General features: G+C 45.6%; 26 protein-coding genes, 1 tRNA gene, 2 rRNA genes, 1 pseudogene and 1 riboswitch (1 of these 31 only partly in view). Of the genes and pseudogenes, 20 read left to right on the top strand and 10 right to left on the bottom strand.

Going from position 1 to position 26,577, the window contains the following annotated elements; translation table 11 throughout:
- The 9 genes from MHB46_RS13840 to MHB46_RS13800 all read left to right on the top strand — a co-directional run.
- Window positions 1-1,316 (top strand): 23S ribosomal RNA (locus MHB46_RS13840); it begins 1,613 nt to the left of the window's first position.
- 77 nt (window positions 1,317-1,393) lie between these two features.
- Window positions 1,394-1,510: ribosomal RNA gene (rrf, locus tag MHB46_RS13835) — 5S ribosomal RNA — on the top strand.
- A 346-nt stretch (window positions 1,511-1,856) separates the two neighbouring features.
- Entirely contained in the window at window positions 1,857-3,314 is a 1,458-nt protein-coding gene (gene guaB / locus MHB46_RS13830) for an IMP dehydrogenase (RefSeq protein WP_013308172.1), read from the top strand.
- A 327-nt stretch (window positions 3,315-3,641) separates the two neighbouring features.
- Window positions 3,642-5,030, top strand: coding sequence for a D-alanyl-D-alanine carboxypeptidase family protein (locus MHB46_RS13825; RefSeq protein WP_341162610.1), 1,389 nt, complete (start codon window positions 3,642-3,644; stop codon window positions 5,028-5,030).
- Between the two features lie 131 nt (window positions 5,031-5,161).
- Window positions 5,162-6,043 (top strand): pyridoxal 5'-phosphate synthase lyase subunit PdxS, encoded by an 882-nt coding sequence (gene pdxS / locus MHB46_RS13820; protein WP_061831829.1) that lies wholly within the window; start codon window positions 5,162-5,164, stop codon window positions 6,041-6,043.
- A gap of 16 nt (window positions 6,044-6,059) precedes the next feature.
- Window positions 6,060-6,626 carry a pyridoxal 5'-phosphate synthase glutaminase subunit PdxT gene (pdxT, locus tag MHB46_RS13815; RefSeq protein WP_013308175.1) on the top strand — a complete coding sequence of 189 codons (567 nt, stop codon included), beginning with the start codon at window positions 6,060-6,062 and terminating at the stop codon, window positions 6,624-6,626.
- 35 nt (window positions 6,627-6,661) lie between these two features.
- Entirely contained in the window at window positions 6,662-7,945 is a 1,284-nt protein-coding gene (gene serS / locus MHB46_RS13810) for a serine--tRNA ligase (RefSeq protein ID WP_341162609.1), read from the top strand.
- A gap of 89 nt (window positions 7,946-8,034) precedes the next feature.
- Window positions 8,035-8,120 (top strand) — tRNA-Ser (locus MHB46_RS13805).
- Between the two features lie 137 nt (window positions 8,121-8,257).
- Window positions 8,258-8,488, top strand: coding sequence for a hypothetical protein (locus MHB46_RS13800; protein ID WP_341162608.1), 231 nt, complete (start codon window positions 8,258-8,260; stop codon window positions 8,486-8,488).
- A 31-nt stretch (window positions 8,489-8,519) separates the two neighbouring features.
- Here the strand turns inward: MHB46_RS13800 and MHB46_RS13795 are convergent, their stop codons facing one another.
- A complete protein-coding gene (locus tag MHB46_RS13795) occupies window positions 8,520-9,404 on the bottom strand; it encodes a LysR family transcriptional regulator (protein ID WP_341162607.1) in 885 nt (294 codons plus the stop codon).
- A gap of 200 nt (window positions 9,405-9,604) precedes the next feature.
- On the opposite strand from MHB46_RS13795, the pseudogene MHB46_RS13790 reads away from it, so the two are divergent.
- From MHB46_RS13790 to MHB46_RS13765, 6 genes and pseudogenes are all read left to right on the top strand, one after another.
- Window positions 9,605-9,790: pseudogene (locus tag MHB46_RS13790) on the top strand (phosphate acyltransferase); the annotation flags it as partial.
- A gap of 63 nt (window positions 9,791-9,853) precedes the next feature.
- Window positions 9,854-10,801: an NAD(P)-dependent oxidoreductase gene (locus MHB46_RS13785; RefSeq protein WP_341162606.1), complete on the top strand. Its 948-nt coding sequence runs from the start codon at window positions 9,854-9,856 to the stop codon at window positions 10,799-10,801.
- A gap of 379 nt (window positions 10,802-11,180) precedes the next feature.
- On the top strand, window positions 11,181-11,522 hold the full coding sequence (locus MHB46_RS13780; protein WP_061831825.1) for a hypothetical protein: 342 nt from the start codon (window positions 11,181-11,183) through the stop codon (window positions 11,520-11,522).
- 28 nt (window positions 11,523-11,550) lie between these two features.
- The gene (locus tag MHB46_RS13775; RefSeq protein WP_007428073.1) at window positions 11,551-11,721 is read left to right on the top strand and encodes a hypothetical protein; all 171 of its coding nucleotides are present in this window, start codon (window positions 11,551-11,553) and stop codon (window positions 11,719-11,721) included.
- Between the two features lie 72 nt (window positions 11,722-11,793).
- Window positions 11,794-11,949, top strand: a complete 156-nt coding sequence (locus tag MHB46_RS13770) for a small acid-soluble spore protein P (protein WP_029514956.1) — start codon at window positions 11,794-11,796, stop codon at window positions 11,947-11,949.
- 197 nt (window positions 11,950-12,146) lie between these two features.
- A complete protein-coding gene (locus MHB46_RS13765) occupies window positions 12,147-13,223 on the top strand; it encodes a hypothetical protein (RefSeq protein ID WP_165179776.1) in 1,077 nt (358 codons plus the stop codon).
- Window positions 13,224-13,338: 115 nt separating this feature from the next.
- Here MHB46_RS13765 and MHB46_RS13760 read toward each other — a convergent pair whose 3' ends face one another.
- Window positions 13,339-13,905, bottom strand: a complete 567-nt coding sequence (locus MHB46_RS13760) for a GNAT family N-acetyltransferase (RefSeq protein ID WP_165179777.1) — start codon at window positions 13,903-13,905, stop codon at window positions 13,339-13,341.
- Between the two features lie 60 nt (window positions 13,906-13,965).
- Window positions 13,966-14,466, bottom strand: coding sequence for a tRNA adenosine(34) deaminase TadA (tadA, locus tag MHB46_RS13755; protein ID WP_061831822.1), 501 nt, complete (start codon window positions 14,464-14,466; stop codon window positions 13,966-13,968).
- A gap of 329 nt (window positions 14,467-14,795) precedes the next feature.
- Between tadA and MHB46_RS13750 the strand changes: the two genes are divergently transcribed.
- On the top strand, window positions 14,796-17,072 hold the full coding sequence (locus MHB46_RS13750) for a PAS domain S-box protein (protein WP_061831821.1): 2,277 nt from the start codon (window positions 14,796-14,798) through the stop codon (window positions 17,070-17,072).
- Window positions 17,073-17,122: 50 nt separating this feature from the next.
- Window positions 17,123-17,824, top strand: coding sequence for a 23S rRNA pseudouridine(2604) synthase RluF (rluF, locus tag MHB46_RS13745; RefSeq protein WP_069290781.1), 702 nt, complete (start codon window positions 17,123-17,125; stop codon window positions 17,822-17,824).
- A 135-nt stretch (window positions 17,825-17,959) separates the two neighbouring features.
- Here rluF and motB read toward each other — a convergent pair whose 3' ends face one another.
- Together motB and motA are read right to left on the bottom strand one after the other, a co-directional pair.
- Window positions 17,960-18,787: a flagellar motor protein MotB gene (gene motB / locus MHB46_RS13740; protein ID WP_165179779.1), complete on the bottom strand. Its 828-nt coding sequence runs from the start codon at window positions 18,785-18,787 to the stop codon at window positions 17,960-17,962.
- A complete protein-coding gene (gene motA, locus MHB46_RS13735; protein ID WP_025723780.1) occupies window positions 18,780-19,574 on the bottom strand; it encodes a flagellar motor stator protein MotA in 795 nt (264 codons plus the stop codon). Before motA ends, motB begins: the two co-directional genes overlap by 8 nt.
- A gap of 187 nt (window positions 19,575-19,761) precedes the next feature.
- On the opposite strand from motA, the gene MHB46_RS13730 reads away from it, so the two are divergent.
- Window positions 19,762-20,055, top strand: coding sequence for a hypothetical protein (locus MHB46_RS13730; protein WP_341162605.1), 294 nt, complete (start codon window positions 19,762-19,764; stop codon window positions 20,053-20,055).
- A 117-nt stretch (window positions 20,056-20,172) separates the two neighbouring features.
- On the top strand, window positions 20,173-20,472 hold the full coding sequence (locus MHB46_RS13725; protein ID WP_007428083.1) for a 4a-hydroxytetrahydrobiopterin dehydratase: 300 nt from the start codon (window positions 20,173-20,175) through the stop codon (window positions 20,470-20,472).
- A 78-nt stretch (window positions 20,473-20,550) separates the two neighbouring features.
- Here the strand turns inward: MHB46_RS13725 and MHB46_RS13720 are convergent, their stop codons facing one another.
- The 4 genes from MHB46_RS13720 to MHB46_RS13705 all read right to left on the bottom strand — a co-directional run bounded on the left by MHB46_RS13720 (window position 20,551) and on the right by MHB46_RS13705 (window position 25,134).
- On the bottom strand, window positions 20,551-21,057 hold the full coding sequence (locus MHB46_RS13720) for a GNAT family N-acetyltransferase (protein ID WP_061831816.1): 507 nt from the start codon (window positions 21,055-21,057) through the stop codon (window positions 20,551-20,553).
- 305 nt (window positions 21,058-21,362) lie between these two features.
- Complete coding sequence (locus tag MHB46_RS13715; protein WP_061831815.1) at window positions 21,363-21,863, bottom strand: C40 family peptidase; 501 nt, start codon at window positions 21,861-21,863, stop codon at window positions 21,363-21,365.
- Window positions 21,864-21,868: 5 nt separating this feature from the next.
- Window positions 21,869-22,006: riboswitch (cyclic di-AMP (ydaO/yuaA leader) on the bottom strand.
- A 276-nt stretch (window positions 22,007-22,282) separates the two neighbouring features.
- Entirely contained in the window at window positions 22,283-23,110 is an 828-nt protein-coding gene (locus MHB46_RS13710; protein ID WP_341162604.1) for a hypothetical protein, read from the bottom strand.
- An 11-nt stretch (window positions 23,111-23,121) separates the two neighbouring features.
- Window positions 23,122-25,134: a M1 family metallopeptidase gene (locus tag MHB46_RS13705; RefSeq protein WP_341162603.1), complete on the bottom strand. Its 2,013-nt coding sequence runs from the start codon at window positions 25,132-25,134 to the stop codon at window positions 23,122-23,124.
- A 124-nt stretch (window positions 25,135-25,258) separates the two neighbouring features.
- On the opposite strand from MHB46_RS13705, the gene MHB46_RS13700 reads away from it, so the two are divergent.
- The gene (locus MHB46_RS13700) at window positions 25,259-25,765 is read left to right on the top strand and encodes a YwhD family protein (protein ID WP_010346553.1); all 507 of its coding nucleotides are present in this window, start codon (window positions 25,259-25,261) and stop codon (window positions 25,763-25,765) included.
- A 409-nt stretch (window positions 25,766-26,174) separates the two neighbouring features.
- On the opposite strand, the gene MHB46_RS13695 is transcribed toward MHB46_RS13700, so the two are convergent.
- Complete coding sequence (locus MHB46_RS13695) at window positions 26,175-26,264, bottom strand: putative holin-like toxin (protein WP_341162602.1); 90 nt, start codon at window positions 26,262-26,264, stop codon at window positions 26,175-26,177.
- Window positions 26,265-26,577 lie beyond the last annotated feature (313 nt).

Genomic DNA, 26,577 nt, shown 5'->3' with positions numbered 1-26,577 from the left:
CTGCCAAGAAAAGCCTCTAGCCAGGAGAAGGTGCCCGTACCGCAAACCGACACAGGTAGGCGAGAAGAGAATTCTAAGGCGCGCGGAAGAACTCTCGTTAAGGAACTCGGCAAAATGACCCCGTAACTTCGGGAGAAGGGGTGCCTCGGTAGGGTGAATAGCCCGAGGGGGCCGCAGTGAAAAGGCCCAAGCGACTGTTTAGCAAAAACACAGGTCTGTGCGAAGCCGCAAGGCGAAGTATACGGGCTGACGCCTGCCCGGTGCTGGAAGGTTAAGGGGAGTGGTAAGCCCTTCGGGGCGAAGCTATGAACCGAAGCCCCAGTAAACGGCGGCCGTAACTATAACGGTCCTAAGGTAGCGAAATTCCTTGTCAGGTAAATTCTGACCCGCACGAATGGCGTAACGACTTGGGCGCTGTCTCAACGAGAGATCCGGTGAAATTTTAATACCTGTGAAGATGCAGGTTACCCGCGACAAGACGGAAAGACCCCATGGAGCTTTACTGCAGCTTGATATTGAATTTGGGTACGATCTGTACAGGATAGGTGGGAGCCGTAGAATCTTGAGCGCCAGCTTGAGAGGAGGCATCCTTGGGATACCACCCTGATCGTATCTAGGTTCTAACTTGGTACCGTGATCCGGTGCGAGGACAGTGTCAGGTGGGCAGTTTGACTGGGGCGGTCGCCTCCTAAAGAGTAACGGAGGCGCCCCAAGGTTCCCTCAGAATGGTTGGAAATCATTCGAAGAGTGCAAAGGCAGAAGGGAGCTTGACTGCGAGACCTACAAGTCGAGCAGGGACGAAAGTCGGGCTTAGTGATCCGGTGGTACCGCATGGAAGGGCCATCGCTCAACGGATAAAAGCTACCCTGGGGATAACAGGCTTATCTCCCCCAAGAGTCCACATCGACGGGGAGGTTTGGCACCTCGATGTCGGCTCATCGCATCCTGGGGCTGAAGTAGGTCCCAAGGGTTGGGCTGTTCGCCCATTAAAGCGGTACGCGAGCTGGGTTCAGAACGTCGTGAGACAGTTCGGTCCCTATCTGTCGTGGGCGTAGGAAATTTGAGAGGAGCTGTCCTTAGTACGAGAGGACCGGGATGGACGTACCGCTGGTGTACCAGTTGTTCCGCCAGGAGCACCGCTGGGTAGCTATGTACGGAAGGGATAAGCGCTGAAAGCATCTAAGCGTGAAGCCCCCCTCAAGATGAGATTTCCCAGTATGTAAGACCCCTTGAAGACGACGAGGTAGATAGGTTGGGGGTGGAAGTGCAGTAATGCATGGAGCTGACCAATACTAATCGGTCGAGGGCTTATCCTAAAATAAAACGCAAATGAGTTTCGGATCCAGTTTTCAGGGTGTAACCTTGAATGTAGAATTTGCACAGCAAATTCATGTTTGGTGGCGATAGCGGAGGGGTTCCACACGTACCCATCCCGAACACGACCGTTAAGCCCTCCAGCGCCGATGGTACTTGGACCGCAGGGTCCTGGGAGAGTAGGACGTCGCCAAGCAACAAGTAAAGAGGACCATGATCTCAATGAGATCATGGTCCTCTTTGGTATATTACGGTACAAACCACTTATACAATTGCTTCTATGCTGCGTATTCAAAGAGGAGATATGCTTTTGTGAATAGCTATTACCTTTGGAAACGCTTATTTTTAAAGGTTGTCCTTCGTAGGAGTACAGTTGTTTGTACAGGGAAATACTAAAGGTTAGGGCTATTGATGAAGGCTTGACACCCCTATACCGCTTTGCTAAGATTGCAATAATATATTTTCAGAGAGCCTTGATTTGTCCATGTCGGACAGACAACAAGACCAATACAGACTAAACAATTTGAAGGAGGATCATCTTGGTGTGGGAAGATAAATTCGGTAAGGAAGGCCTTACCTTTGACGATGTTTTGCTGGTACCTCGCAAGTCGGTGGTTCTGCCCAAAGAAGTAAGCGTGGCGACTCGTTTGAGTGATAACGTGAAGCTGAATATTCCTTTGATGAGTGCTGGTATGGATACTGTTACTGAGGCAGTGTTGGCAATTGCGATGGCTCGTGAGGGCGGTATCGGTATTATTCATAAAAATATGTCGATTGAACAGCAAGCAGTAGAGGTGGATCGGGTTAAACGTTCGGAGAGCGGTGTTATCACCAATCCATTCTCATTGACTCCGGATCATTTGGTGTCCGATGCTGAAGCAGTTATGGGTAAATACCGTATTTCTGGTGTACCTGTTGTAAACGAAGAAAACAAACTGGTGGGTATTATTACTAACCGCGATCTTCGCTTTATTCACGATTTTAACCTTAAAATCAGTGAAGTCATGACGAAGGAAGAACTGGTAACTGCACCTGTGGGTACGACTTTACAGGAAGCGGAAGTCATTTTGCAAAAGCATAAAATTGAAAAGCTCCCTTTGGTCGATGATGAAAATTATCTCAAAGGACTTATCACCATTAAAGATATTGAGAAAGCTATTCAATTTCCGAACGCAGCGAAAGATGCACAAGGGCGTCTTCTGGTCGGTGCGGCTGTCGGCATTTCCAAGGATACATTTGATCGGACTGAAGCACTTGTAAAAGCTGGTGTGGATATGATTGTTGTGGACTCTGCTCACGGCCATCATATTAACATTATTGAAGCGGTCCGCAAGCTACGTGAAGCTTATCCTGATCTGACGATTGTAGCAGGTAATGTAGCTACTGGTGACGGAACGCGCGAATTGATTGAAGCAGGAGCATCTGTCGTAAAAGTCGGTATTGGTCCAGGCTCCATCTGTACAACACGCGTAATCGCAGGGATAGGTGTTCCACAAGTAACAGCAATTTATGATTGTGCAACAGTAGCACGTGAATATAATATTCCGATCATTGCAGACGGTGGTATTAAATACTCCGGTGAAATTACAAAGGCCATTGCGGCAGGCGCTTCTGCGGTAATGCTGGGAAGTCTTTTTGCAGGTACGGAAGAAAGCCCAGGTGAATCTGAAATTTATCAAGGACGCCGCTTTAAAGTATATCGTGGTATGGGTTCTATGGCTGCGATGAAGCAGGGTAGTAAAGATCGTTATTTCCAAGATGACGACAAGAAATTGGTACCGGAAGGCATCGAAGGACGCGTTGCTTATAAAGGACCACTTTCCGACACTGTTCATCAGCTGTTGGGCGGTCTTCGTTCCGGTATGGGTTATTGCGGTACAGCTAATATTGAGGAGCTTCGTAACGATACAAGCTTTATCCGTATTACAGGCGCTGGTCTGCGTGAGAGCCATCCGCATGATGTGCAAATTACGAAAGAAGCACCAAACTACTCTCTATAAAGTTCGGCTGTAGTAGACTTGACGACAGGCAGAGCGTATTTCGCTCTGCCTGTCTTTTTTTAGAGATACCCCTGTGATAGAATAGACAAGTGTCCGCCTTTTTGACGAAATTATTGACGAATTAGGACACATAGGTCTTTTGGACGATTCCTACCAGTAAAGAAGATTCGAGCAGAAAATGCTCATGACAGGATACAACTAAGCAAACGAAGTGAAACTGGATTTTATAACACTTAAACATTAATTACATTGGCCAAGTAGAGGCTGTAACCACCGTCTCGTTATTCATAGCGATCGGGTTGAGGTACGAGAGGAGTTTGTATTCATTTGAAAGCGAACATTTTAAAGCAGAATAAAAAACGCAGCATGTTTAAAAAGAGTGTGACTGCAGTCATGGTGCTTAATATGATGTATATGTCGGCATTGCCTGTGGTAGGCAATTTCGATCCGAGCGTGGCTACTTTTGCAGCTGGAGCGGCAACACAGGCAACCAATATTACGGGGACAGGTTCTATTAACCCCCCTAGTCTGGCACTACGTTCCGCCATTTTGATCGAGCCTTCCACTGGGCAAGTGCTGCTGTCTATGAATCCAGATGAGCCACTTCCACCAGCAAGTATGACTAAAATGATGACAGAATACATCGTGGCTGAACAGGTTAAGCAAGGTAAACTCAAGTGGACGGATAAAGTTACGGTTAACGAGAATGCTTCTAAGAGCATTGGATCACGTATTTTTTTGGCTCAAGGGGATCAACATACGGTAGAAGAGCTTTATATTGCAATGGCGGTAGGTTCTGCTAATGATGCAACAGTAGCCCTTGCTGAACGCGTATCTGGAACTGAGCAGGACTTTGTAAAACTAATGAATGAAACAGCTCAGAAAATGGGCATGAAAAATACGTATTTTATCAACTCGACTGGTTTGGACCGTGGTGATATGCCGAAAGGCTTCCAGCCGGATACAGACCGGGAAACTGTGATGACAGCGAGAGATGCAGCGACATTAGCTAGTAACATTATAAAGGATCATCCGGATTATACACGGTTTACCACAATTCAATCTTACAAATTCCGACCGACTGACAAAGCACCAATTATTAACTACAATTGGATGTTAGAAGCAAACAAAAATATTACTAACTTTAGAAAGTTTGCTTATCCCGGCTTGGACGGAATGAAAACGGGCCATACGAGCAATGCTGGAAACTGTTTTACAGGAACCGCTGAGCGCAACGGAATGCGTCTCATCAGTGTAGTCATGGGAGCAGATTCAGAGCCTCATCGTTTTACAGAGACAGCTAAAGTGCTGAACTATGGTTTTGATAATTTTGAAGTGAAGCAGGTTATTGCTCCAAAGACGATGGTTAAGGGTGTTGAGAATGTGCCAGTGACCAAAGGTACGGAAACAGAAGTACCGATCGTCACCAAGGATGCAGTAAGCTTTATCGTACCTAAGGGTGCGAGCAATCCTAAGGTAACCTTTACAACGAACATTACACCAGCAAGCTCTCTGGTGGCACCTTTGAAGCAAGGGGCCAAAGTCGGAACAATTACGTACACGTACAAGACAGACGGTGTGGATAAAGGGCAGACGAAAACCGTGGATCTGGTTACTACGACGGCAGTAGAAGAGGGCGGCTGGTTCCGGATGCTTTTCCGGGCAATCGGTGATTTCTTCGGAGATCTGTTCCAGGGAATTAAGAACCTCTTCTAAAAAAGCGAAGCTAAGCGATCTACCTTGTTTTTCATTACTTATTTTGCAGCTTGAAATGATTGTGTATTTGGCATTCGTGCGGTAAAATATTAAGTTAGAATCTAAACGTAACCCTTATAGGAGGCAACGACATGGAAACGGGAACTTCGCGTGTAAAAAGAGGTATGGCAGAGATGCAAAAAGGTGGCGTAATCATGGATGTCATGAACGCTGAGCAGGCTAAAATTGCAGAGGCAGCAGGAGCTACAGCTGTAATGGCTCTTGAACGGGTGCCTTCGGATATCCGTGCAGCTGGTGGGGTTGCTCGTATGGCTGACCCAACGATTGTGGAAGAAGTTATGAAGGTTGTTTCTATTCCTGTTATGGCTAAGGCTCGTATCGGTCACTATGTAGAGGCAAAGGTATTGGAATCTCTCGGTGTTGACTATCTCGATGAAAGCGAAGTGCTGACACCTGCGGATGAAGTTTTCCATATTGATAAGCGGGAGTTCACCGTTCCATTTGTTTGTGGAGCCAAGGATCTGGGAGAAGCGCTGCGTCGTATTGGTGAGGGTGCATCTATGATCCGTACGAAGGGCGAACCGGGGACTGGGAATATTGTTGAGGCCGTTCGGCATATGCGTTTTATCAATGGTCAAATTCGCAAGGTGCAAAACTTGTCGAAGGACGAGCTGTATGCAGAGGCGAAAAACCTCGGAGTTGCATATGAACTGCTGTTGGAAGTGCATGAGCTTGGCAAACTGCCAGTGGTCAATTTTGCAGCGGGTGGTGTAGCAACACCTGCCGATGCCGCGTTAATGATGCATTTAGGCGCTGATGGCGTCTTTGTAGGTTCTGGTATTTTCAAGTCGGATAGCCCTGAGAAGTTTGCACGTGCAATCGTGGAAGCGACCACTCATTATACGGATTACAAGCTGATTGCAGAAGTCTCCAAGAATTTGGGAACTCCTATGAAAGGCATTGAAATTTCCAAACTGGCACCGCATGAGCGCATGCAGGATCGTGGTTGGTAAGAAAGAAGGGACCGGCATGAAAATAGGTGTATTGTCACTGCAAGGCGCTGTAGCTGAACATATACGTAGCGTTGAACGTGCGGGTGCGGAATGTATAGCGGTGAAGAAGATCGAACAGCTCAATGAGCTGTCCGGTCTTATCATTCCCGGTGGTGAAAGCACCACTATTGGTAAGCTAATGCGCAAGTATGATTTCATAGAGGCTATACGTCAGTTTTCTAATCAAGGCAAGCCTGTATTTGGCACTTGCGCGGGATTGATTGTACTGGCTAAAACGATTCAAGGACAGGAAGAAGCACATTTGGGACTCATGGATATTACAGTATCGCGTAATGCATTTGGTCGCCAAAGAGAGAGCTTTGAAACAGACTTGAACATTAAAGGGATTGAGGAACCGGTTCGTGCTGTATTTATACGCGCGCCATTAATACAGTCTGTTGGAACGGGAGTAGATGTGCTGTCTGAATATAACGGCGAGATCGTGGCAGCCCGTCAGGGTCATTTGCTGGCTTCATCCTTCCATCCGGAGTTAACAGACGATTACCGGTTACATCAATATTTTGTGGATATGGTCCGCGAATAGTGAAAGTCAGGTTTGTAGTGTAGGAGGGATTACCTGTGTTAGATATAAAGATTTTACGTAATGAGCTTGGTCGGGTTGAGAAAGCTTTGCAGAACAGGGGGAAATCTCTGGATCTGATTAATGGTTTTACAGATCTGGATGTAAGCCGTCGTGAGTTACTTCAGGAAAGTGAAGGGCTCAAAAATCGTCGGAACGTGGTATCCGGTGAAGTAGCCAAGTTGAAGAAGAACAAGGAAAATGCGGATGATCTTATTGCAGAAATGCGTCAAGTCTCCGATCGTATCAAAGAATTAGATGAGCAAGTACGCGAACTGGAAGTTCAGATCGATGAATTGGTGATGTCTATTCCGAATATTCCTAATGATACAGTACCTGTAGGTGCATCGGAAGAGGATAATGTAGAAATCCGTCGCTGGTCGGAGCCGCGTGATTTTTCTTTTACACCCAAAGCGCATTGGGAATTGGCTCAGGATCTAGATATCCTTGATTTTGAGGCAGCAGCCAAGGTAACGGGTTCTCGTTTTACGTTCTACAAAGGACTGGGAGCAAGATTAGAGCGTGCGCTGATTAACTTTATGATGGATCTGCACAGCAGTGAGCATGGTTATGAAGAAATGCTTCCTCCATACATTGTAAATCGGGACAGTTTGTACGGAACGGGCCAACTTCCGAAGTTTGAAGAAGATTTGTTCAAGCTGCGTGATACTGAGTATTATCTCATTCCTACGGCTGAAGTTCCGGTAACGAACTACCACCGTGAAGAGATTATGAATGCGGAGCAGCTTCCGAAATATTATGTGGCATACAGCTCTTGCTTTCGCTCGGAGGCAGGATCAGCAGGACGTGATACACGTGGCCTGATCCGTCAGCATCAGTTCAATAAGGTAGAGATGCTTAAGTTGGTTCACCCTGATACCTCTTATGAGGAATTGGAGAAAATGACGAATAACGCTGAGCGTGTTTTACAGCTGCTCGGACTTCCATATCGCGTGCTGGCACTTTGCACTGGAGATATGGGTTTTACGTCTGCCAAAACGTACGATCTGGAAGTATGGTTGCCTGAGAGTGGCATGTACCGTGAGATTTCTTCCTGTTCAAATACGGAAGACTTCCAAGCGCGTCGTGCGAACATCCGGTTTCGTCCAGATTCGAAGGCAAAGCCTGAATTTGTACATACGCTGAACGGTTCAGGATTGGCTGTAGGGCGGACTGTGGCTGCTATTTTGGAGAACTATCAGCAAGAGGACGGAAGCATCGTGATTCCAGAAGTGTTGCGTTCATACATGCGAGGCATTGAGGTTATTGCTCCTAAACAGTAAGTGTTGCATTCTTAGAAGTTCTGTGGTAAAATAATTTTGTTGCGCCTGAGTATGTTTAAAAGGGAAGCAGCTTTATCCATTTACCACCTGGAGAGGTACCGAAGCGGTCATAACGGGGCGGTCTTGAAAACCGTTAGAGTGCAAGCTCACATGGGTTCGAATCCCATCCTCTCCGTCAGTTTAATAATTTCCTTGCTGCATAAGGATTTGTAGCAAGTATGATTGAAACGCACTTTACCGTTGGATAGCGGTGTGGTGCGTTTTTTTTGTGTTCGTGACCGTTGGATAAACATCTGACGGAGGTATAGGATTATGAATACAAACACGGGTGGCAAACTGCGTAAACGCAGGCAGCGGAAGAATAGTTTGGACATTCCCCAGCGGTTTCTCGATCGTCTAAGTCCATCGGTTTTGGAAACGTCTCGGGTGGCGCAGGATGAGAGAGCGAGCGTATCGCCTGAGATTCTGACACTGGAGGGGCTGTTCAAACGCTATTACACCGCATACTCTATTTTTTTCATACATCAGTTTGCAGGCCCATAATCAATTGCAACTAATATCTCGACAGGTCAAATCATTGTATTCCAAATATATCTTGCAGATAGTTATCAAGAATACGAAGGGGCTCGTGTAAAGCTTGGTTTGGAAACTTATGAGTTACCTTATAGCATATTCTTGGAGGCACCGATACCGATAGTTTCTGAAGAACGAAATCTCCCATCCGCATCATATGTGCGCCAATCGAAGCGGGAACTATCGACCATTGTCTGGCGTCCTTCAAAAAAGTAGTGATGAGTCCCGCTGAGTCCAGATGAACACGGGACGGGCAAAGAGGGTCCCACCACTGGTCATGTCTGAATTGAAACTCTCTATTCCAATTTATGAAGACTTCGTCTTGCGCCGCCAATTCTTCCATTTCAACAGTATCTCCGGCCTGCCGCCCCGACACAGCCAGGCGCAACAGCATCATTTCTTCAGTAAAAAACGGTTTAACAGTGACACTAGGCGACACGATTTCTCGCACCACAAACGCCACATCCATCTCGCGCCGCTCAATACTATCAAAAGCTTCCTGAGTATGCTGCGTACGAATTTGCAGTCGGATGGACGGGGTATGCTGATTAAGCATTCTATATACAGGAGGCAAAACAAAGTGACTTATACTTTCGGCAGCGCTTATTGCCAGACTTAACTGCGAACCGCTAGCCTGCAAGATTTGTGTTTCCCTCCAGAGAGCATCCCATCTTTCCGCAATGCTAAAAAAGTTTTCCCCTTTTGGGGTCAGACTGATTTTGGGTGCCCCTTTTCTTCGCTCAACCAAAAGGCCACCCATTTCCTGTTCCAATGTCTTTAACCGATAGCTCACCGTAGCTTGTGACAGGTGCAGCAATTCGGCCGCTTTGCTTATACTCTCGGTCCGTACGATAGCTAAAAACGCTTCAATCCCAGGAAAATACATAGAATACCTCCTCAATATATAGAAATGATTAATGTAGTTCACAAAATATTTGAGTTTTACAACATTATTCTTTATGTTTAAAATTATCGTTAATAAAGACGAGGGGTCAAATGTTTTTTCACTGGAATTAGATTGCTGTTGAAACGGCAAGAACAGCAAAAGTCTTACCCATTGCTCTAAAAGTTGCTTTATTATAGTACATTTTCATATTCCCAGGTATTCATGCCGGTAATATTGGTTGTAAGGTAGCGCAGCGTCTTGGAAACTTTGAGGCATATGGTTCGATCCTGCAGCGGCTAAATGCACCGATCAATGACCTTTCAAGAGGTTGTACTGCCGATGAAGTCTATAATATGGAAATAATCACTTCTTCTTCAAAAGGATAAAATGAAGATCATCAAACGGGTTTTCTTGGAAGAATGGTATAGGTAATGAAAGGTGGTTTAGCAATGAAGATTCTCATAGTTGGCTATTTTAGCGAGACCTCGAAATCAAATATTGTAAGGTATTTTCCTCAAGAATGGAATGTTGTAATTGTCCCGCCCGGAAAAGAAATGCTGCATCATATTGAAGATTGCCAGGTAATCATCCCTGAACATATTAAAGTGGATCACAGCCTGCTTTCTATTGCGAAAAAATTAAGATTGGTACAGACGGGTGCAGGATTTGATAATGTAGATGTCCCTGCCTGTACACAGCTCGGCATTTGGGTGGCCAATGCTGCAGGAGTGAATGCACAGGCAGTGGCCGAGCACGTAATGGCACTGATATTGTCTTATTATAAAAACATACCGTTTCTTGATACTTTCATGAAAAACAGGATGGATGAAAATCAATTGGACTATACAGGGAGTGAATTAAAAGGCAAAACGATGGGGATTATCGGTTTGGGCGCTATCGGAAAAAAAGTAGCTGCATTTTGCAGGGTTTTTGATATGAATGTGCTGGCTTATGCGAGAAATGCTCTTGTACAATCTGACGGTTTTGTGAGAATGACGGATTTCGATACTCTTGTAAGCACATCGGATATAGTCAGTGTACATGTACCCTTGAATCAGCAAACCAAACAACTGATCAACAAAGCGGCATTCAAGAAAATGAAGAATACCGCTCTTTTTATCAATACAGCCCGCGGCGGGATTGTCAACGAAAGAGACTTGATTGATGCATTAAAAAACGGGGATATTTCAGGCGCATGCCTGGATGTGTTTGAATCTGAACCGCTTCCTATTGACAGTGAGCTCCGGAATCTGGGTAATGTGATACTTACTCCCCATACAGCAGGAATGCCTGATGGTCGAAAATTTCATAAAAAAAGATATGATTTCTTTATAAATAATATAAAACGTGTAGAAAATGGTGAAGAGCCTGAAAGCAAGCTCAATCAGTTATTATAGTTTTGGTGCAATAAAAATGAGCTATCGGGGCAGCTCCGTGCACCTGGTTTCCTCCAGATAATGGAAAGGAGGACACGGCAGCGTTGCAGACAGGCCAGCAGTTGTAGCGGTTCTTGCATTAGACTTCACAAACCCAGTCATACCAAGGCTCGGCGGCTTTTCATAGGTAGTAACGGTCTTGAAAACCGTTAGAGTGCAAGCCCACATGGGTTCGAATCCCATCCTCTCCGTCATATTCTAAAATAAACCAAGCCATTCAAATACGACTAGCTGGTACATTAGGTTTTATATACTAATGATCAGGAATCGTGAAGAATGGCTTTTTTGTTGTATAAAAAGCCTGTTTTTTTCACACGTTATCAGATGTGGAGGTGCTGGCATGAATCGAGAAATGACAGTAGATCAGCAAAAGCTGGTAGAGGCCTGGCAGGAACAACTGCCGATTCTTTTGAATTCAGGGGACAAATCACAGGTACAGGCAGATGAAGCTGACAACCGGGCTATACGGATCCATATCGAGGTAGAAGGCCGACAAATGTACTCCTTTGATTTTGCATGTACTTATGTAGACTCCCGGGAAGTACAGGTTACTTTAGTCGATGTAGAACGGGACGGACAGTCTGTGGATGAACGAACAGATATCATTCAGCAGTTAGTGTCCGATTATACTCGGCATATTCACCAATGTGCCCAAACATTACAGTCATTGACGCACTCGTAGGTCATGAAGGAATGAGGAGGAAGACTACATGACAAAAGCCAAAAACGGTCTGGATAAAAACCTGTCTAACATTGTTGATGATTTGGAGCAACGCCCAGTTAATAGTCATCAGGCACAGCAAGTGCAGCAGGATCGTAATGATCGCCGTCATCAGGATTCACTAAATCACGATAAAACGGAAGATCTACACCATCTATAGTCCTATTTTAAATGGTAATAAACGGATTCGTTGATGTACCACAAATATAGACTGAGAATGGAGGATGCATAAATGGGCAAGCCTAAAGCCATTCCTGTCCCCGAAGCACAGGATTCTGGTGGAAGTAACGAAAAGCGGGAGCGTAGTCATCAGCAGGAGCCGTTATCCGGTTCCAAGAAGGTGAAACAGCGGAATCACGTGGATCATCATAACAGAGAAGGCTCATAAGCAGGCAGACCTTTCTCCTAAAATATATTGCATAGTGTAAGACACCCTGGTAAGAGAGCCAGGGTGTCTTTGTGCTTATTGTAAGAAAATTTTCCAATAAGTGTTTCGCCGGTTGAGAATATGAGTTAAAATAGGAGGTGTGTATTTTTTTGTTAGCATAAAAAAGGGGTTAATTACGAGAGGAGAGAATCTACACAATGAGTAAAAAGTTATCCGTCTTGGTACTCACTATGGTGTTGCTTTTGACGGTAGCCCTGGTAGGTTGTAGCAAGAAGTTAGAACCGAAGGAAGCTGTTACGACTGGTACTGCAAATGCAATGAAGTTGAACTCTTATGAATCCAAAAGTCAATTCACGATTAAGGAACTGACCATTACATCCGCTTCTGTTCCAAGTGAGCAAAGTGCAATGGTAACTAGCATGCTGAAAAATGCTGATATTACGCTGGATGGTGTATACCAAAAAGAACCTTTCCAATCTGAAATGACGCTCGGCATTCATTTGAAAGGTGATCTTTCCACCAGCTTCACGATTCCAATGGTAATGACTAAAGATAAACTGTACGTTAAAATTCCTAATATTCCATTTTACCCACTTCCACAGGATGTTGTAGGTAAATTCCTGGTCATTGATCCACAAGAACTGGCTAAACAATCAGGACAAGAATTTAATCCTGCAGCCATGGATCAGGAAAAATCGCAGAAATTTGCGAATGAAGTGATTGCTGCTATTATGAACGAGTATGATCAAGCTACGTACTTCTTTGATATTGATCCTAAAGACGCTAAATTGCCACAAGGCGTTGAAGCTAAACAAGTCGTTCAATTCAAAATTACGAACGACAATGTGAAGCAAGCTACCAATACATTTATCACTAAGGCGCTTCCTAAAGTCCTTGATGTGATGTCTAAAGATGAATATGCTGGCATGCTTCAAGTGAAGAAAGAAGAACTGGCTGAAGCGAAGAAAGAATTGCAATCCAACACCAGCGAAGTTAGCAAAAAGCTGGATGAGTTGAAAAATTACTTGACAGTGAAACAGTTTGACATTAACACAGCTTTGAACAAGGATAACATTCCTGTGTATCAAGACCTGAATGCGAATGTAGAGATGAATGATCCGGCTACAAAAGACAATGTAAAATTGTCCGTAACAGGCTACACGCAATACAGCAAAATCAATGCTAAAGCAGCATTTAAAGTGGGTATTCCAACAGGTGATCAAGTCCTGACTATGGAACAGCTGCAACAAAAAATGCAAACTGTTGCTCCGTAAGTATGGGATGACATGATTGCAAAACATCATTTTTTTCGAATATGATGTAAGAAAACCGCTCGGCATAAGCCGGGCGGTTTTTTGTTTACTGTTAATGTTGTCCCTGTGCAGTCATTTAGCTCTGCCACACGTCATCCTCAGCTAAAAGTCCAAACATCTGGTGATCCTGCCATGCGCCCTGAATCTGTACAAGCTTGCGAGCAATGCCTTCTGGCTGGAAGCCGCACTTTTTTAATACACGTTGTGAGCGATCATTATGCAAAAGGGTACCCGCTTGGAGACGATGTAGAGATAAGGCACGAAAGGCATATTGTATGATCAACTTTAAGGCTGCGGTCATATGCCCTTTACCCTGTTCATGATGATCCATCATGTAGCCGATATCAGCGAATTGTCCAACTCCACGCACCAGATTGGAAATAGAGATATAACCGATGAGCCGTTCTTCCTTTAAGAGAAAGATACCAAACACGTAACCTTGATCCTCTTCGGCCTGACGCAATTTCTGACGGATATAATCCTGCTGTTTCTCTAATGTGAAAAATGAATCCTCGTAAAGCGGCTCATAAGGCGCATGGGAATCCCTATTACGTTGCCTAAGGGCGAGAAGGGCTTCACTATCCGCTAAGTTAAATGGCCGTAAAAAGATACCTTGAGGCGTATTATACAAGCTCATAGGCATGGGTTGGTCTCCTTCCATGGGGAATTAGCAATGAGATGAAGTGTTTTGGACTTTTCCCCCTCAGGATGAGGATGGGGGAGGAGACAATCTGGCTGCCGCTCTTTTTTGCCGGAGATGCCGAAAAAAGTTCGTTAACAGCGAGGCGCATTCCTCCTGCAGTACACCACTGGTTACTTCTGTACAATGATTGAACCGAGGCTCCTGTAATAAATTCATCAGCGTGCCTGCGCAGCCTGCCTTGGGATCTGTAGTTCCGTATATCAAATGGGGAACCCGTGATTGAACAATGGCTCCGGCGCACATTGGACACGGCTCCAAAGTGACATACAGCCTACAATCCAGCAGGCGCCAAGCACCTAAGTGTTCACTGGCCTGACGAATGGCAACCATCTCTGCATGTGCGGTTGGGTCAGCATCCGTCTCGCGCAAATTGTAGCCGCGACCGATGATTTCATTATCTTTTACGATGACAGCCCCGATGGGGACTTCACCTAACATTTCTGCCTTATACGCTTCCTGAATGGCTTCTTTCATCCAATAGGCGTGATCCATGGTGGTCACTGGGAAAATGCTCCTTTCAAAACGCGGAATTATCCAACGAACAAATATTCCGTTGTTAACATGATGTGAATAAAATTGTGGATAACACGGCACTTGTCCACAGGTTTATCCACAGTTTATAATAAAATCTGTGTATTTGTGGACTACTTGTGGATGATTATCTTCTTATATTGTAGGCAAACCCTTGTCTATTGACAATACTGTACACAAGGTGTGTATTTATGTATATCCGGTAAATGTAAATGCTGGTATCACAGGCGCTATTACGGTATCATTGAGTTAGCAATTGCCAGTAATCGCCAGCATACGGCAAGAGGTGAGAAATCAGTGTGTCGATAAAAATCAGAATAACGATCATTTTGTCGGGGTCCGTCCTGTTTATCCTTTTATTAAACATCGCCCTCAATTATTACACGACCCACGAAAATCTAAGAAGTGACAGTGAAACTAAAATGGTTCTGACGGCTAAAATTATCGGGGGAGCTATCGAACAAACCCAACATAGCTGGGAGGCCGTTGACAAGCAGCTCGGATATAATCTGTGGCTTTCTGCCACGTTGGCTGCTAATCAGCTAGGTCCTGACATTCGAAATATTCAGCAGGAACAGCTTCAAAAGGTGGCCTCACTCCACAGAGATACTAATATTTCTTTGATGATTCGAGATGGGCAGGGGTATAAGGTTGTTAAATCCTCGGATCCAAAAGAAGTAACGCCATCTGATCCATTGACAGGGTATTGGAAAAATGCAGTTGACCAATTATATGAGCACGGACAGGCTGCAATGGCGCAAGGTCAGAAACTGGATCATTTTTGGACCGGATCATTTGACTACACCGGTTCAGGCTCCTCACAGATTAACAAATGGGGATTTTATTATGACCAAAAACGTAACTATTTAATTCGAATTTCCTTTCAGGATACTTCAGTGCAAGATTTCATAACCATCCTGAGCCCAGATGAGATCGTAAAGCAAACCCAACAAGTGGATTATCGCATCATGGAGATTACAGGAATTAACCCTGCAACCTTTGGTGGCGCTTCGATGGACAAGAACGGGAACGATTCGAAATACTATTATATGTACAATAAACCGATCCAATTTGGCACGTATCAACTAACGAGGGTGCAGGAAGATCGTTTGGCCGTGTCCAGAGCTATCCTCTCCGGGGAGAGTATTGTACAAGACTGCTATATCAAAGGCGAACGGGTTCTCGTCAGTTACATACCTTTTTACCCGGCTAACCGCGAAGCCTATGTTATCCGTATTGTTATGAATTATGATACGATTACTTCTGTTATTTCCAAGCAATTGATAAGCTTAATTGCTATTTCTATTGTCCTTTTGGAGGTTGTAATCATTGGAAGCTATGTGCTGGCAAGTCTGTTTGTCCGCCCAATTCAGTCGATTCTGGGGAAAGTGAATGAGATGGCTGATGGTCATTTTGATACACGGCTAGAAATAAAAGGTGGTCATGAGCTTGCACAGTTGGGTGAACGCATCAATGCGATGGCCTACAACCTAGGGATGTACACGAGAAGACTGGAACAGATGTATGAAGAGAACCGTTCTGTAAAGGAGCATCTGGAATCGGTTATTAATCAGACAGCGGATGCGATTCATGTAACCGACGAGGAGGATCGCGTCGTTCGGGTCAATCATGCCTTCGAAGCTTTGTACGGCTGGACCAAGAAGGAATTGGTTGGTCGTAAGCTGGAGTTTGTACCTCCGCAGCAACAGGAGGAGTATGAATTTCAGAAGAAGAGCCTGCTTCAGGGAGAGAGCATCGTATCAAGTGAGACCCTTAGAATGCGTAAGGATGGAAGTACAGTAGAGATCAGTATGAGCACGTCACCTATTCTGGATGAAGAAGGCCAAATTTTGGGGTTTATCTGCGTGTCGCGTGATATTACGGGTCGCAACCGAATGGAGGAGTTGTTGCGCAGATCAGAGAAACTGACAACCGTCGGACAATTGGCGGCAGGCGTAGCGCATGAGATTCGTAATCCGCTAACTACGCTACGAGGCTTTCTCCAACTACAGCAGCAAAATCAAGTGTTGAATATGAAACACAACGATATTATGATGTCTGAGCTGGATCGCATTAATTTGATCGTTAGCGAGTTTTTAATACTGGCGAAGCCACAGGCAGTGCATTTTCAGAAAAAGGATGTTCGCTATATTGTGAGCGACGTGATTTCTTTACTAGATAGTCAGGCGCACCTGCTGGGCATTGTATTCAATCTTCAGGTCACGGACGAGCCTGCCCTGGTATACGCTGAAGAAAATCAGTTAAAACAGGTATTCATTAATTTACTTAAAAATAGCATGGAGGCTATGAGTAAAGGTGGTATCATCACGATTCATTTGTTCTTGGAGGGAGAAAGCGTTAAAATCTCTATACGGGATCAGGGAGCGGGTATTCCCGCAGAAATGCTGTCCAAGCTAGGAGAACCTTTTTTCACAAACAAAGAAACAGGAACAGGACTAGGACTTATGGTCAGTCAGCGTATTATACAGAGTCATAAAGGCACACTGGATATTGAAAGCACAGAGGGAGAGGGAACGACAGCCCTGGTGCAGCTTCCGATTGCCAAGCCGGAGTAACGGGTTGGGCGCAGGAGGAAGTGTGTTAGTAGAAATGGAGGGTACACAGGTTGCGCATTAACAAGTTTATCAGCGAAACCGGTTTTTGCTCGCGCCGCGAGGCGGACAAGCTGGTAGAGAGCGGCCGCGTGACGATTAACGGCGAAGTGGCTGTGCTGGGTAGTCAAGCGGAAGAAGGCGATGATGTTCGCGTGAATGGCAAGCCACTGCGCGAGAAGTCCGATCACGTCTACATTGCATTGAACAAGCCGGTGGGCATTACAAGTACAACCGAGAGCCATATTAGAGGCAATGTTGTTGATTTTGTGGGGCACCCACAGCGGATATTCCCGATTGGACGCCTGGATAAGGATTCGGAAGGTCTCATTTTACTTACCAATGATGGGGACATTGTAAATAAGATTTTACGGGCAGAAGGCAAGCATGAGAAAGAATATATCGTAACGGTGGATCGCCCTGTTATACCGTCTTTTGTGCAGGGCATGTCCAGCGGGGTGAAAATACTCGGCCAGCGGACGCTACCTTGTGAGGTGACGCGTGTATCTGAGTATGTATTCCGTATTATCCTGACTGAAGGCAAAAATCGTCAGATCCGGCGTATGTGTGCTGCCTTCGGTTATGAAGTTAAAAAACTGCAACGGCTGCGAATCATGAATATTCGGTTGGGGTCCCTTCAGAAAGGTGCCTGGCGTGACCTGACAGAGGCTGAGAAGCAGGAGCTTGGCCAGATGCTCGATTATACGCTTAGCTAGTGCCAGAGGGGCTTTGTATAGCCTACAGCGTATGATCCTCGTATATGAAAGTCCAGATTATAGGAAGCACTAAACAAAGAGGCACCAGCTGCATAAAAATGCGGCGGTGCCTTTGTTCATATAACATATGCATAATCAACCTTCATTCGAGCTTGAGGTAGGACTGATGACTTGTGTCCCGTTCTGATATTTGCGGAGAACAGATATTTCAACACGACGGTTTTTGGAGCGTCCTTGGCCATCTTGATTGCTTGCCAATGGACGATACTCGCCATAACCGATGGATACAAACTTGGTTGGATCGAGATCTGGATTGAGCAACAAGATACGCAAGAAATTCAGAGAGCGCTTGGCGCTCAAATCAAAGTTGGACGGGAACTGGCTGTTGGAGATCGGTACATTATCCGTATGACCCGATACGATAACATCATAGCCAGGGAACTGCTGAAGCATACTAGAAATAGACTTGGCCAGCTTTCTTGCTTCCGGCTTTACTTCGGCTTGCCCGGATGAAAACAAGGCATTATCGCTAATGGTGATCATTAGCTGGGATTGGTTTAGCTTGGTATTCAGCAACGGGGTCAGGCCGTTATTTTGAATATATTGATCCATCTGTTTTTTAAGCTTTTTTAAATCTTCTTCTTCCCGCTGGGCAAGCTGTTTTTGCAGTTCAGAGGTAGAAGTAGCCTTCGATTTTAAGGGTTGTGATACTTGTTCTTTATTTTTGCCCATATCCATGGATTGTGACGACGGATTCGCGGCCGAGTGATCCAGCACGCCAGTGCCGCCACTAAAAGCTGAACTCAGGGATTGAGCCATAGTTTCAAATTTTTTGGCGTCGAGCGAGCTCATACCGAATAAGACAATGAAAAGAGCCAACAGAAGGGTCATTAAGTCGGAATATGGCAACAGCCAGCTTTCGTCAGCATGCTCTTCATGCGGTTCATGTCTCTTTTTACTCACTGGAATCGCCATCCTTCTGGGTCATCGTAGCCCGTTCGGTCGGAGTCAGGAAGATCGTCAGTTTCTGACTGATGGCAATTGTCGATATCCCCGATTGAATGGAAAGCAGACCTTCGACCATCATTAATTTAAGCTCCACTTCTTTTTTGGATAACCGTTTCAGCTTGTTGGACATCGGATGCCACAGAACATAACCTGTAAAAATACCGAGCAACGTCGCAATGAAGGCTGCTGCAATGGCGTGAGAGAGCTTTTCCATATCACTAAGGTCAGCCAGAGCGGCGATCAGACCTACAACGGCACCGAGTACCCCGAGCGTTGGAGCGTACATACCGGCTTGGGAGAAGATCAGTGCGCCAGAGCGATGTCGATCCTCGGTAGCATTGATATCCTCCATCAGAACGTCCCGTACGAATTCCTGATCATTGCCGTCAATAATCATTCGCATGCCGCCACGCATAAAGGGATCGTCGATTTCCTCTACCTTAGACTCCAAGGCGAGCAGACCTTCACGACGGGTAATGGATGCCCACTCGGTAAACGTACCGATGAGCTCTTTGCGGTCTAACAGTTTTTGTTCGGTGAAAATAACCTTGAACAGCTTCGGAATCCGTTTGATTTCTGCCATCGGGAAGGCCATAAATATACTCGCTGCCGTTCCGACGAAAATAATCATGTAAGCAGCGGGATTATTGACCAAATTGACGACCGGAGCGCCTTTTAAGATCATCCCGACGACCAGTGACACAATCCCGAGCACAAGTCCGATAATGGTTGAAATTTGCATGATACACCTCATCCATGAGAATAGATTTTGAATCCTTTCATGCCGCCGGGGTCGTCCTTGCCCCAAGCGCGTCATTACAAGACGGATTATAGTATTTATCGACAAAACTCTCTTTTTTGTTAAGTGCGAATTTCCGGTATAATAAGGTGATTATGTATTGAATGGCGGAACCATTGGAGGAAATGGCATGGGAGTAAAGCATGGGCGTGAGTATGAACAAATTTTGAACGATTTTACAGAGGCTGTGGGGCGCATCCCAGATAGCTATGAATTTTTTGAGATGGAAGCAGAAGATTGGGACAGGCTGGACCCGGCGGGACGTCAGGAAGTCAATGAAGCTTTGGCAGAAGACTTATTTTATGCACTGGGTACAGAGCCCACAATCACTGTAGGGAGTAGCGTTGTGATCTATGAGCCGGAGCAGCATCGCATCTATGTACTTATTGGGGACGAGGAGCTGATGTCAGTCCCTTTGATTTGAGGTCCGTCTTATGGATTTATCAACGGGGCCGTGGTAATATGTACACCAATATATCGTAGTTTTGGCCGTATTTAAGCGGTCGAAAGGCTTCCGTATAAACGGGGAGGAGTTCGTAACATGCCTTTTACACAAGAAGAGATTGAAGCACATCTGGAGAAACTGGAGGGCTGGGAACTGGAGGAAGGACGTTGGATCGTTCGAAAATATAATTTTTCCAGTTTTATGAAAGGGATTGCATTCGTGGATGAAGTTGCCGCTATATCTGAAGCATTCAATCATCATCCATTTATTACGATTGATTATAAGACCGTGACTCTGCGTTTGACCTCTTGGGACGACGGCGGTATTATGGCCGTGGATATTAAGGAAGCCCAACAATATAATGAAGCTTTTGAAAAAATGCGCAGCAGTCATTGAGCTTGTAATGATCTGTCGTATGATGATAAAAGCGCCTTCGCTATACAACATCGTGGTTGTATGCCGAAGGCGCTTTTATCATAGAATCTGGGTTGGGTGCTCGGGACGATATACCATACAATAAAATGGTTTTTTGCCATCAGGAGTCTGGCGTTCATAGGTATCTGTAAGCTCAAATCCAGCCGCCTTGTAGGCCCGGATAGCGCGCCCATTCCAAGTGAGCACCTCTAGATCAATTTCATTCTTCGGGTTGCGTCGTTGAGCTTCCTCTGCAATGGCACGGACAAAATCAGAGCCTTTGCCATGTCCGCATCTGTCAGGATGCATTCCAAGACCTAGCCGGGTCACACCGATCATAGGAAAATATTGAGCAAATCCCGTCAGTTTGTTCTCTTTATCCAGTACGGCAACATATTGCTCTTGGCGAAGCGTGGGACTTCCGAATTCGACTTCAAGCGCCTTCATTTGTTCCCAGGGGAGCCAACCGTATATGTTATAAGGTGGATCATAGTGCCACTCACAAATTGCAGCCGCTTGATGCTCGTCCATCGGTACGATCCGATAGTTGGATATTGAGGCCGGCATGTGTTCCATCCTCCTTTTACACAGGTACTTCAATCATTAACAACAGATTGTAGACAAGTTGCAGAGGAATGGCAAGCGTGTTTATTTCATACCTAAGTCGGGTATACATTCAATAAGAAGGAATTACTGCTCATATGCTCCCCCAGCGGTGACGGTAAAACCGACGATGTTCGCTACAATTGAAACCTTTTGAGGTCTCAGTTCGTCAGTAAAGATAATAATTGCTGATGTTGTGGACATAAAAAACCGCAATTCGATTCCGGCCAGAATCAAATTGCGGCTAGGGTTAGCTTGCTGTGCGTTAGTTATTCTACGTTATCGTCATCAGGAATGTCTGAAGCTACAGAATGGTAAGCGTCTGTGCTCATAATTCTTTTTGCACCGACATAGCGGTTAGCGTAATAATTTTCGTTCAGTGAGCTAACTACTACACCACGTGAAGTCGAGGAGTGGGCAAATTTCCCTTCACCTACGAAGATACCTACATGGGAAATGCCTCTTCCTGTGGTGTTGAAGAACACCAGGTCCCCAGGTCTCATTTCATCGCGGGATACAGAAGATCCCATTTTGAATTGTGATCCGGATTGATGCGGAAGTTTAATTCCCAGTTTGTTGTATACGTACATTGTGAAGCCGGAGCAATCGAATCCCTCGAGTGTAGTGCCTCCGCTTCTGTAGTTCGTTCCTTTGGCATCTTGAATGACCTGGTCCATCTTAGAGTCTGCATATGCACTGCCGCCACCGAATGTAAAAGATGTAAAGGCAATGGCAAGACCCATAGCTGCGATCGTTAGCTTCTTCTTCAAAAAAAATATACCCCTTCCAATGCCTGCGAGGTTAGCTTAAGGATTCGGTAGAAGGTTCCCCTATGACCACTCTGTTGCGAGATCAATTCACCCAAACTGGTTCCCCCGCTTCCTAGGTGCCAGGAATTAGGCTTAACTTAAGATGTGCACCTTGGAGAGCAGTATTCACAATAACGTTATTTTTGAGATAAAGGTTACAATAAAGATTACAAAGTTGTTACTATCAGTTCACTGCGATTATTGTAACAAAGACGGCTGGCTTTGGCAAATGTTTCATTGCAAAAAGTTACAAAAAAAATCTGCTCCTAATGTCCCAGGAACAGATCTTGTTAACAGTATTCAGTTATGTGTCGTTTGCGCGAGTATGAATCAAGGTTTTTCGACAGACGGAAATGAAGTAAAAAACATAAAGGCAGGGCTTAGCTTCTACTAGAGATATCGGTATGCCATAGTCTGTACTGCGAACTGATATGCCACAGCCTGACCAGACTAGTAACAAAATGATACGATTGCTGGAGAATGAGCGCCAGCATGCCAGTCCAAATCATCGCCACGGTGCCAAATAGACCGAAGACCAGCAGCACACAAGCACCGAGCAAAAGGGATATACCGACAGCTGGGAGGAGCCGGCGAAAGAAGGCGAGCAGGGACGATAGTATGGCGTGACCACCGACAGTACCCAGTTGCATATACAGGATGCACTGCCGAATGAACCATCCGTATGCCATCCATCCAATGACATAGGGCAATAAATGCAGCAGATAAGAGGAAGATTGAAGTGCTCCTGCTACAATAGGGTAGAGTCTCGGTACTACCCAAAAGGCGGGAAGCAGCAGCAGTCCCAACTCGATGGTGTAATACAACAGCGACGACATGCCATGGCGTTTCATACCCTTGAAAAAGGACAGGCTTTGCGGTTCAGTCGCATCGGTATGCAGACTTTGATATATTCCGGCTCTAATGAAGGGAGTGATCAGTATGCGTAGTACAGTCGCCCCTAGTAGTATCCACAAATACACATGTACTTCCCGGCTGTCCATCAGAGCAATCTGACTCTCCATCCAAAATAAGGTCTGTCCCAGCTCGTTTTGACCCTGATCAGGATAACGGAGCAATAGCGGGATAACGGCAGACTGCACCAGCCGATAGATAAACACCCCCCACAGTAGTCGATACAGAAATAAAATGATAACGATATAGAATCGTATGCGCACCAGCGCCCAGCCCTCTTTTATAACAGTCCGCATCTATAGACACCTCACCATGACAGACTTCCAAGCAGTGTCTCCAACAGCTTGGTTACACTTACACTCCAACGGGTTTGTTGCTTTTCGTCCAATTCGGCTTTTAGGCTATTGTTAATATGCTTGTTCTCCAGTGCAATGGTATATAAGGGATCAAGGGTTACATAGGAAACGGGAGAAGTACTTTTGATCCGAAAAGTTGTGCTTTTGCCCGCGCCGTCCCAAGCCTTGAATATCGTGGTACCATCCTTGAAGGTAAATTGGACAGGGATCTTGGGATAATCCGCCCCTTTTTTGCTGACCGTCACGACTGCTTCATATCCATTCTCCAGCTTGTGGTTTGTGATGTGATCCACTGAAAAGTCCGCCATCTGGCCGTCATATACATACTGTTCAAAATAGTGGCTCCATGAGCGTCCGGTGACTCTCTCCACGATACGTTGAAAATCCATTGAGGACGGATGCTTAAATCGGTACGTCTGGACGTAGGTCCGCATAATGCGATCCATTTTTTTCATACCCACCTGACGTTCAATGCCCCGTAGGACCAGCTTGCCTCGAGAGTAGGCATTTTGCGCGTACTCAGCAGCTGAGCCGTACTTCCATGACTCACGGTTTAGCGGCTGTGGGGAGGCTACCTGTCCCGATTGTAATGGCAAGTTAGGGGTAAGCCCATATTCTTGCTCCATAAGCCGCTCCTCTGCATAGGAGGTGAAGCCTTCATCCAGCCACGGCTCCTCAAATTCATTATTGGCTACCATTCCGTAGAAATATTGATGTCCAATCTCATGAACTAATGTCCGTTCCAGACTATAGCCAGGATTCAGATTACCCGCAGCAGCGGCCGTGATGAGTGTCGGATACTCCATACCGCCGGCTCCATTGCCTGATTTGGGTGGAACCACGATGGATAGGGTGGAATATGGATAAGGCCCGTACCATTTGCTGTAGTACGAAAGGGCGGCCTTCGCTGCGCTCATATAGCGCCCTTTGAGCTCCTTGTGCGACGGGTCAAGGTAGAGCTTGATTTTGACACCAGGGACTTCAGCAGAAGAAAAGGGTTCTTCTACGGTTACAAAGTTGGGTGAAGCGGACCAGGCAAAATCGTGTACATCATCGGCATAAAATTGATATATTTTTTGGCCGTTCTGTCGGACGGCACCACGGGTGGGAAATCCGGTCGCTGCTACGATATGAGTTTCAGGCACCCGAATCCGTACGCTGTAAATTCCAAAATCGGCATAAAACTCGGAGTTACCATGATACTGGTGGAGGTTCCAGCCCTCCTCGGCGCGTCCACGCTGTCCTGCAGTCTCGTAGACGCTGAGCTTCGGGAACCACTGCCCTGCCATTACAAAATCATCTGTCGCACCCATACGAGCGAAGATGGCGGGCAGTTTTACCTCAAACTTCATATATAATGTGATTTCTTCGCCACCTCGTACCGGCTTGGGTAGACGCACCTTCACGAGCGAACGGTCGCCTGCGTTACCGTCATCTGGCTGCACATATTGGATGCGGTGCATGAGAGATAAACCGTCTTCTGTTTTTAGTTCAGTCAGCGTCATGGAGCCAAAGCCGTCTTTGGGCATGGTATCTCCGCGCAGCTTTCCACCGGATTCCTTCATAAAGGTAGTTTCCATGGAAGAGAAAGCATTCGGGTATAGATGAAGATACAGATCATTCACGGTTTTCTTGCCCGGATGCTTCCAGGTCAGTGTCTCAGTGCCTCGCAAAACCTGTCCTTTTTCCAGAGACACATCAATGTGGTACTCTACCACCCGTTTGCTGAGGATTTCTGTAGCGGGCTGTGGAAGGTTCTTGGGCAGGTCAGGCAGGATGTTTGCCCCTAGAGGCTTGCCCATATTTGGGGCAAGCGCAGACTCAGACAGGGAGCCGTATAGTGGTTGGCCTATGGACTGTGGGTCGGATTGCGATTGGGGTTGCCAGGCAAACCATAACGTCCCTGCGAGGAGACCGAGGGCTAGTGTAGACAATAAAACGATTTTAGTGCGTGCTGGGGTCATACAATGGATACCTCCCGTTGACAAGCATCTACAGCATGTATATGTTTGCTTTCAGGAGATTATTAGTTAAAATATTTATAGTGTAGAATGAGTGTGAAGACGGAAAATGGAGGTCTAGTGACGCATGAGTGAAAATCAGCCGGACGGCAAAAAACAGATTGCACTGAACATTGTCAGTGGCAAGAGTAAACATAAGGGTTTCGGCGCAGGCTCAATCGACCTGAACAGCATGTCTCCCGTTATCATTGACCGAGGAGAGGCGAAAATTGATATCGGTGCCATGCATGCCAAAAGTAAAGTAGAACGTGGTATCAAGTTCTCTACGAATAAAGAGGATGTACCGAACGGACGCCAAGTATGGCTCGTATGGGTAGCCGTGGATCGTACGCCCGAAGGGCGTATGTACGGCGGTGCCACCGCCTGCGAGATGCTGATTGACGACGAAGCCAAACGCGGCTGGAAAATCCTCGCCGATCACGTCAATCGTATGGATTATGCGCTCAAGCGTCGTTTCATGCTGGAGGATCTCGGAAGTGAGGATAAGGCAGCACTTAAAAGTCTGCTGATTTCTCATAACGAGGAATGGTGGGACGCTTCGCCTGAGGAATTGAAGCAGGCGCTGGAAGGGTAGGCCCAACCTTAACACAGTAATAATATTGTAAAAAAGCAGCCACATCTGTGGGCTGCTTTTTTTATTGCGAAGGGTGTTAAAGAGTTTTGAACTTACAATGAGTTATACTAAAGGTGCTTTTTCCTATGAGAAGCAACCAAATTAGAACCTCTATTTAAGCTTTGTGTTACCTTTAGTTGTAAGCTTTAAGACCTCATAGAATATGTACCGGACAAGTAAAATAGCAGAGGAAATCAGTAAAATATTTGAAGAAAAAAACTGTATTTACGTTATAAAATGAGCTATACTGAGGTAAGAATAGTAAAGGAGTCGTGCGTCAACACGGCTCCAGCATATAACAACTGCATAAAGAGCAGTCGGCCAGGTAAGATAAGGTCGGATATAGACCGTATTCCTTAGTCAGAGCGGTCTATTTCTTTTTCACGTAGGTAAGCAATGCCAGAATGAACATGCCAAACATGATCATCAAGGAAATCGCGTCTTTAACCTCCAAGGGCATCACCTCCCTTCGGGGAGACTAGCCGACCGCTCTTTTAGCCGTATGTTGTACTAGCAAAGTATACCATAGAACAATCGCTTTTAAGAGTGAAAATACTTAAATGCGTAATTGTGGTAACAAATGACCCGACTAAGATAGACATTATCTTAGCCGGGTTATTTTACGATGGTAGCACCTTGACATCCTGAACAGGCATTCACTATAATTCAGATAGAAATCGCTTCCACTTTTCTTTTTATTTATTTTGTGGAACCGGTTCCTTGAAAAATGTGTAGCTAAGTCCCATTCACTGTTTATGAATGTAATCTCTAAA

The organism is Paenibacillus sp. FSL H7-0703 (assembly GCF_038003485.1).
Taxonomy (GTDB): domain Bacteria; phylum Bacillota; class Bacilli; order Paenibacillales; family Paenibacillaceae; genus Paenibacillus; species Paenibacillus polymyxa_B.
The sequence above is the reverse complement of the archived record's forward strand: the minus strand, read 5'-3'. Positions and strand labels throughout refer to the sequence as shown.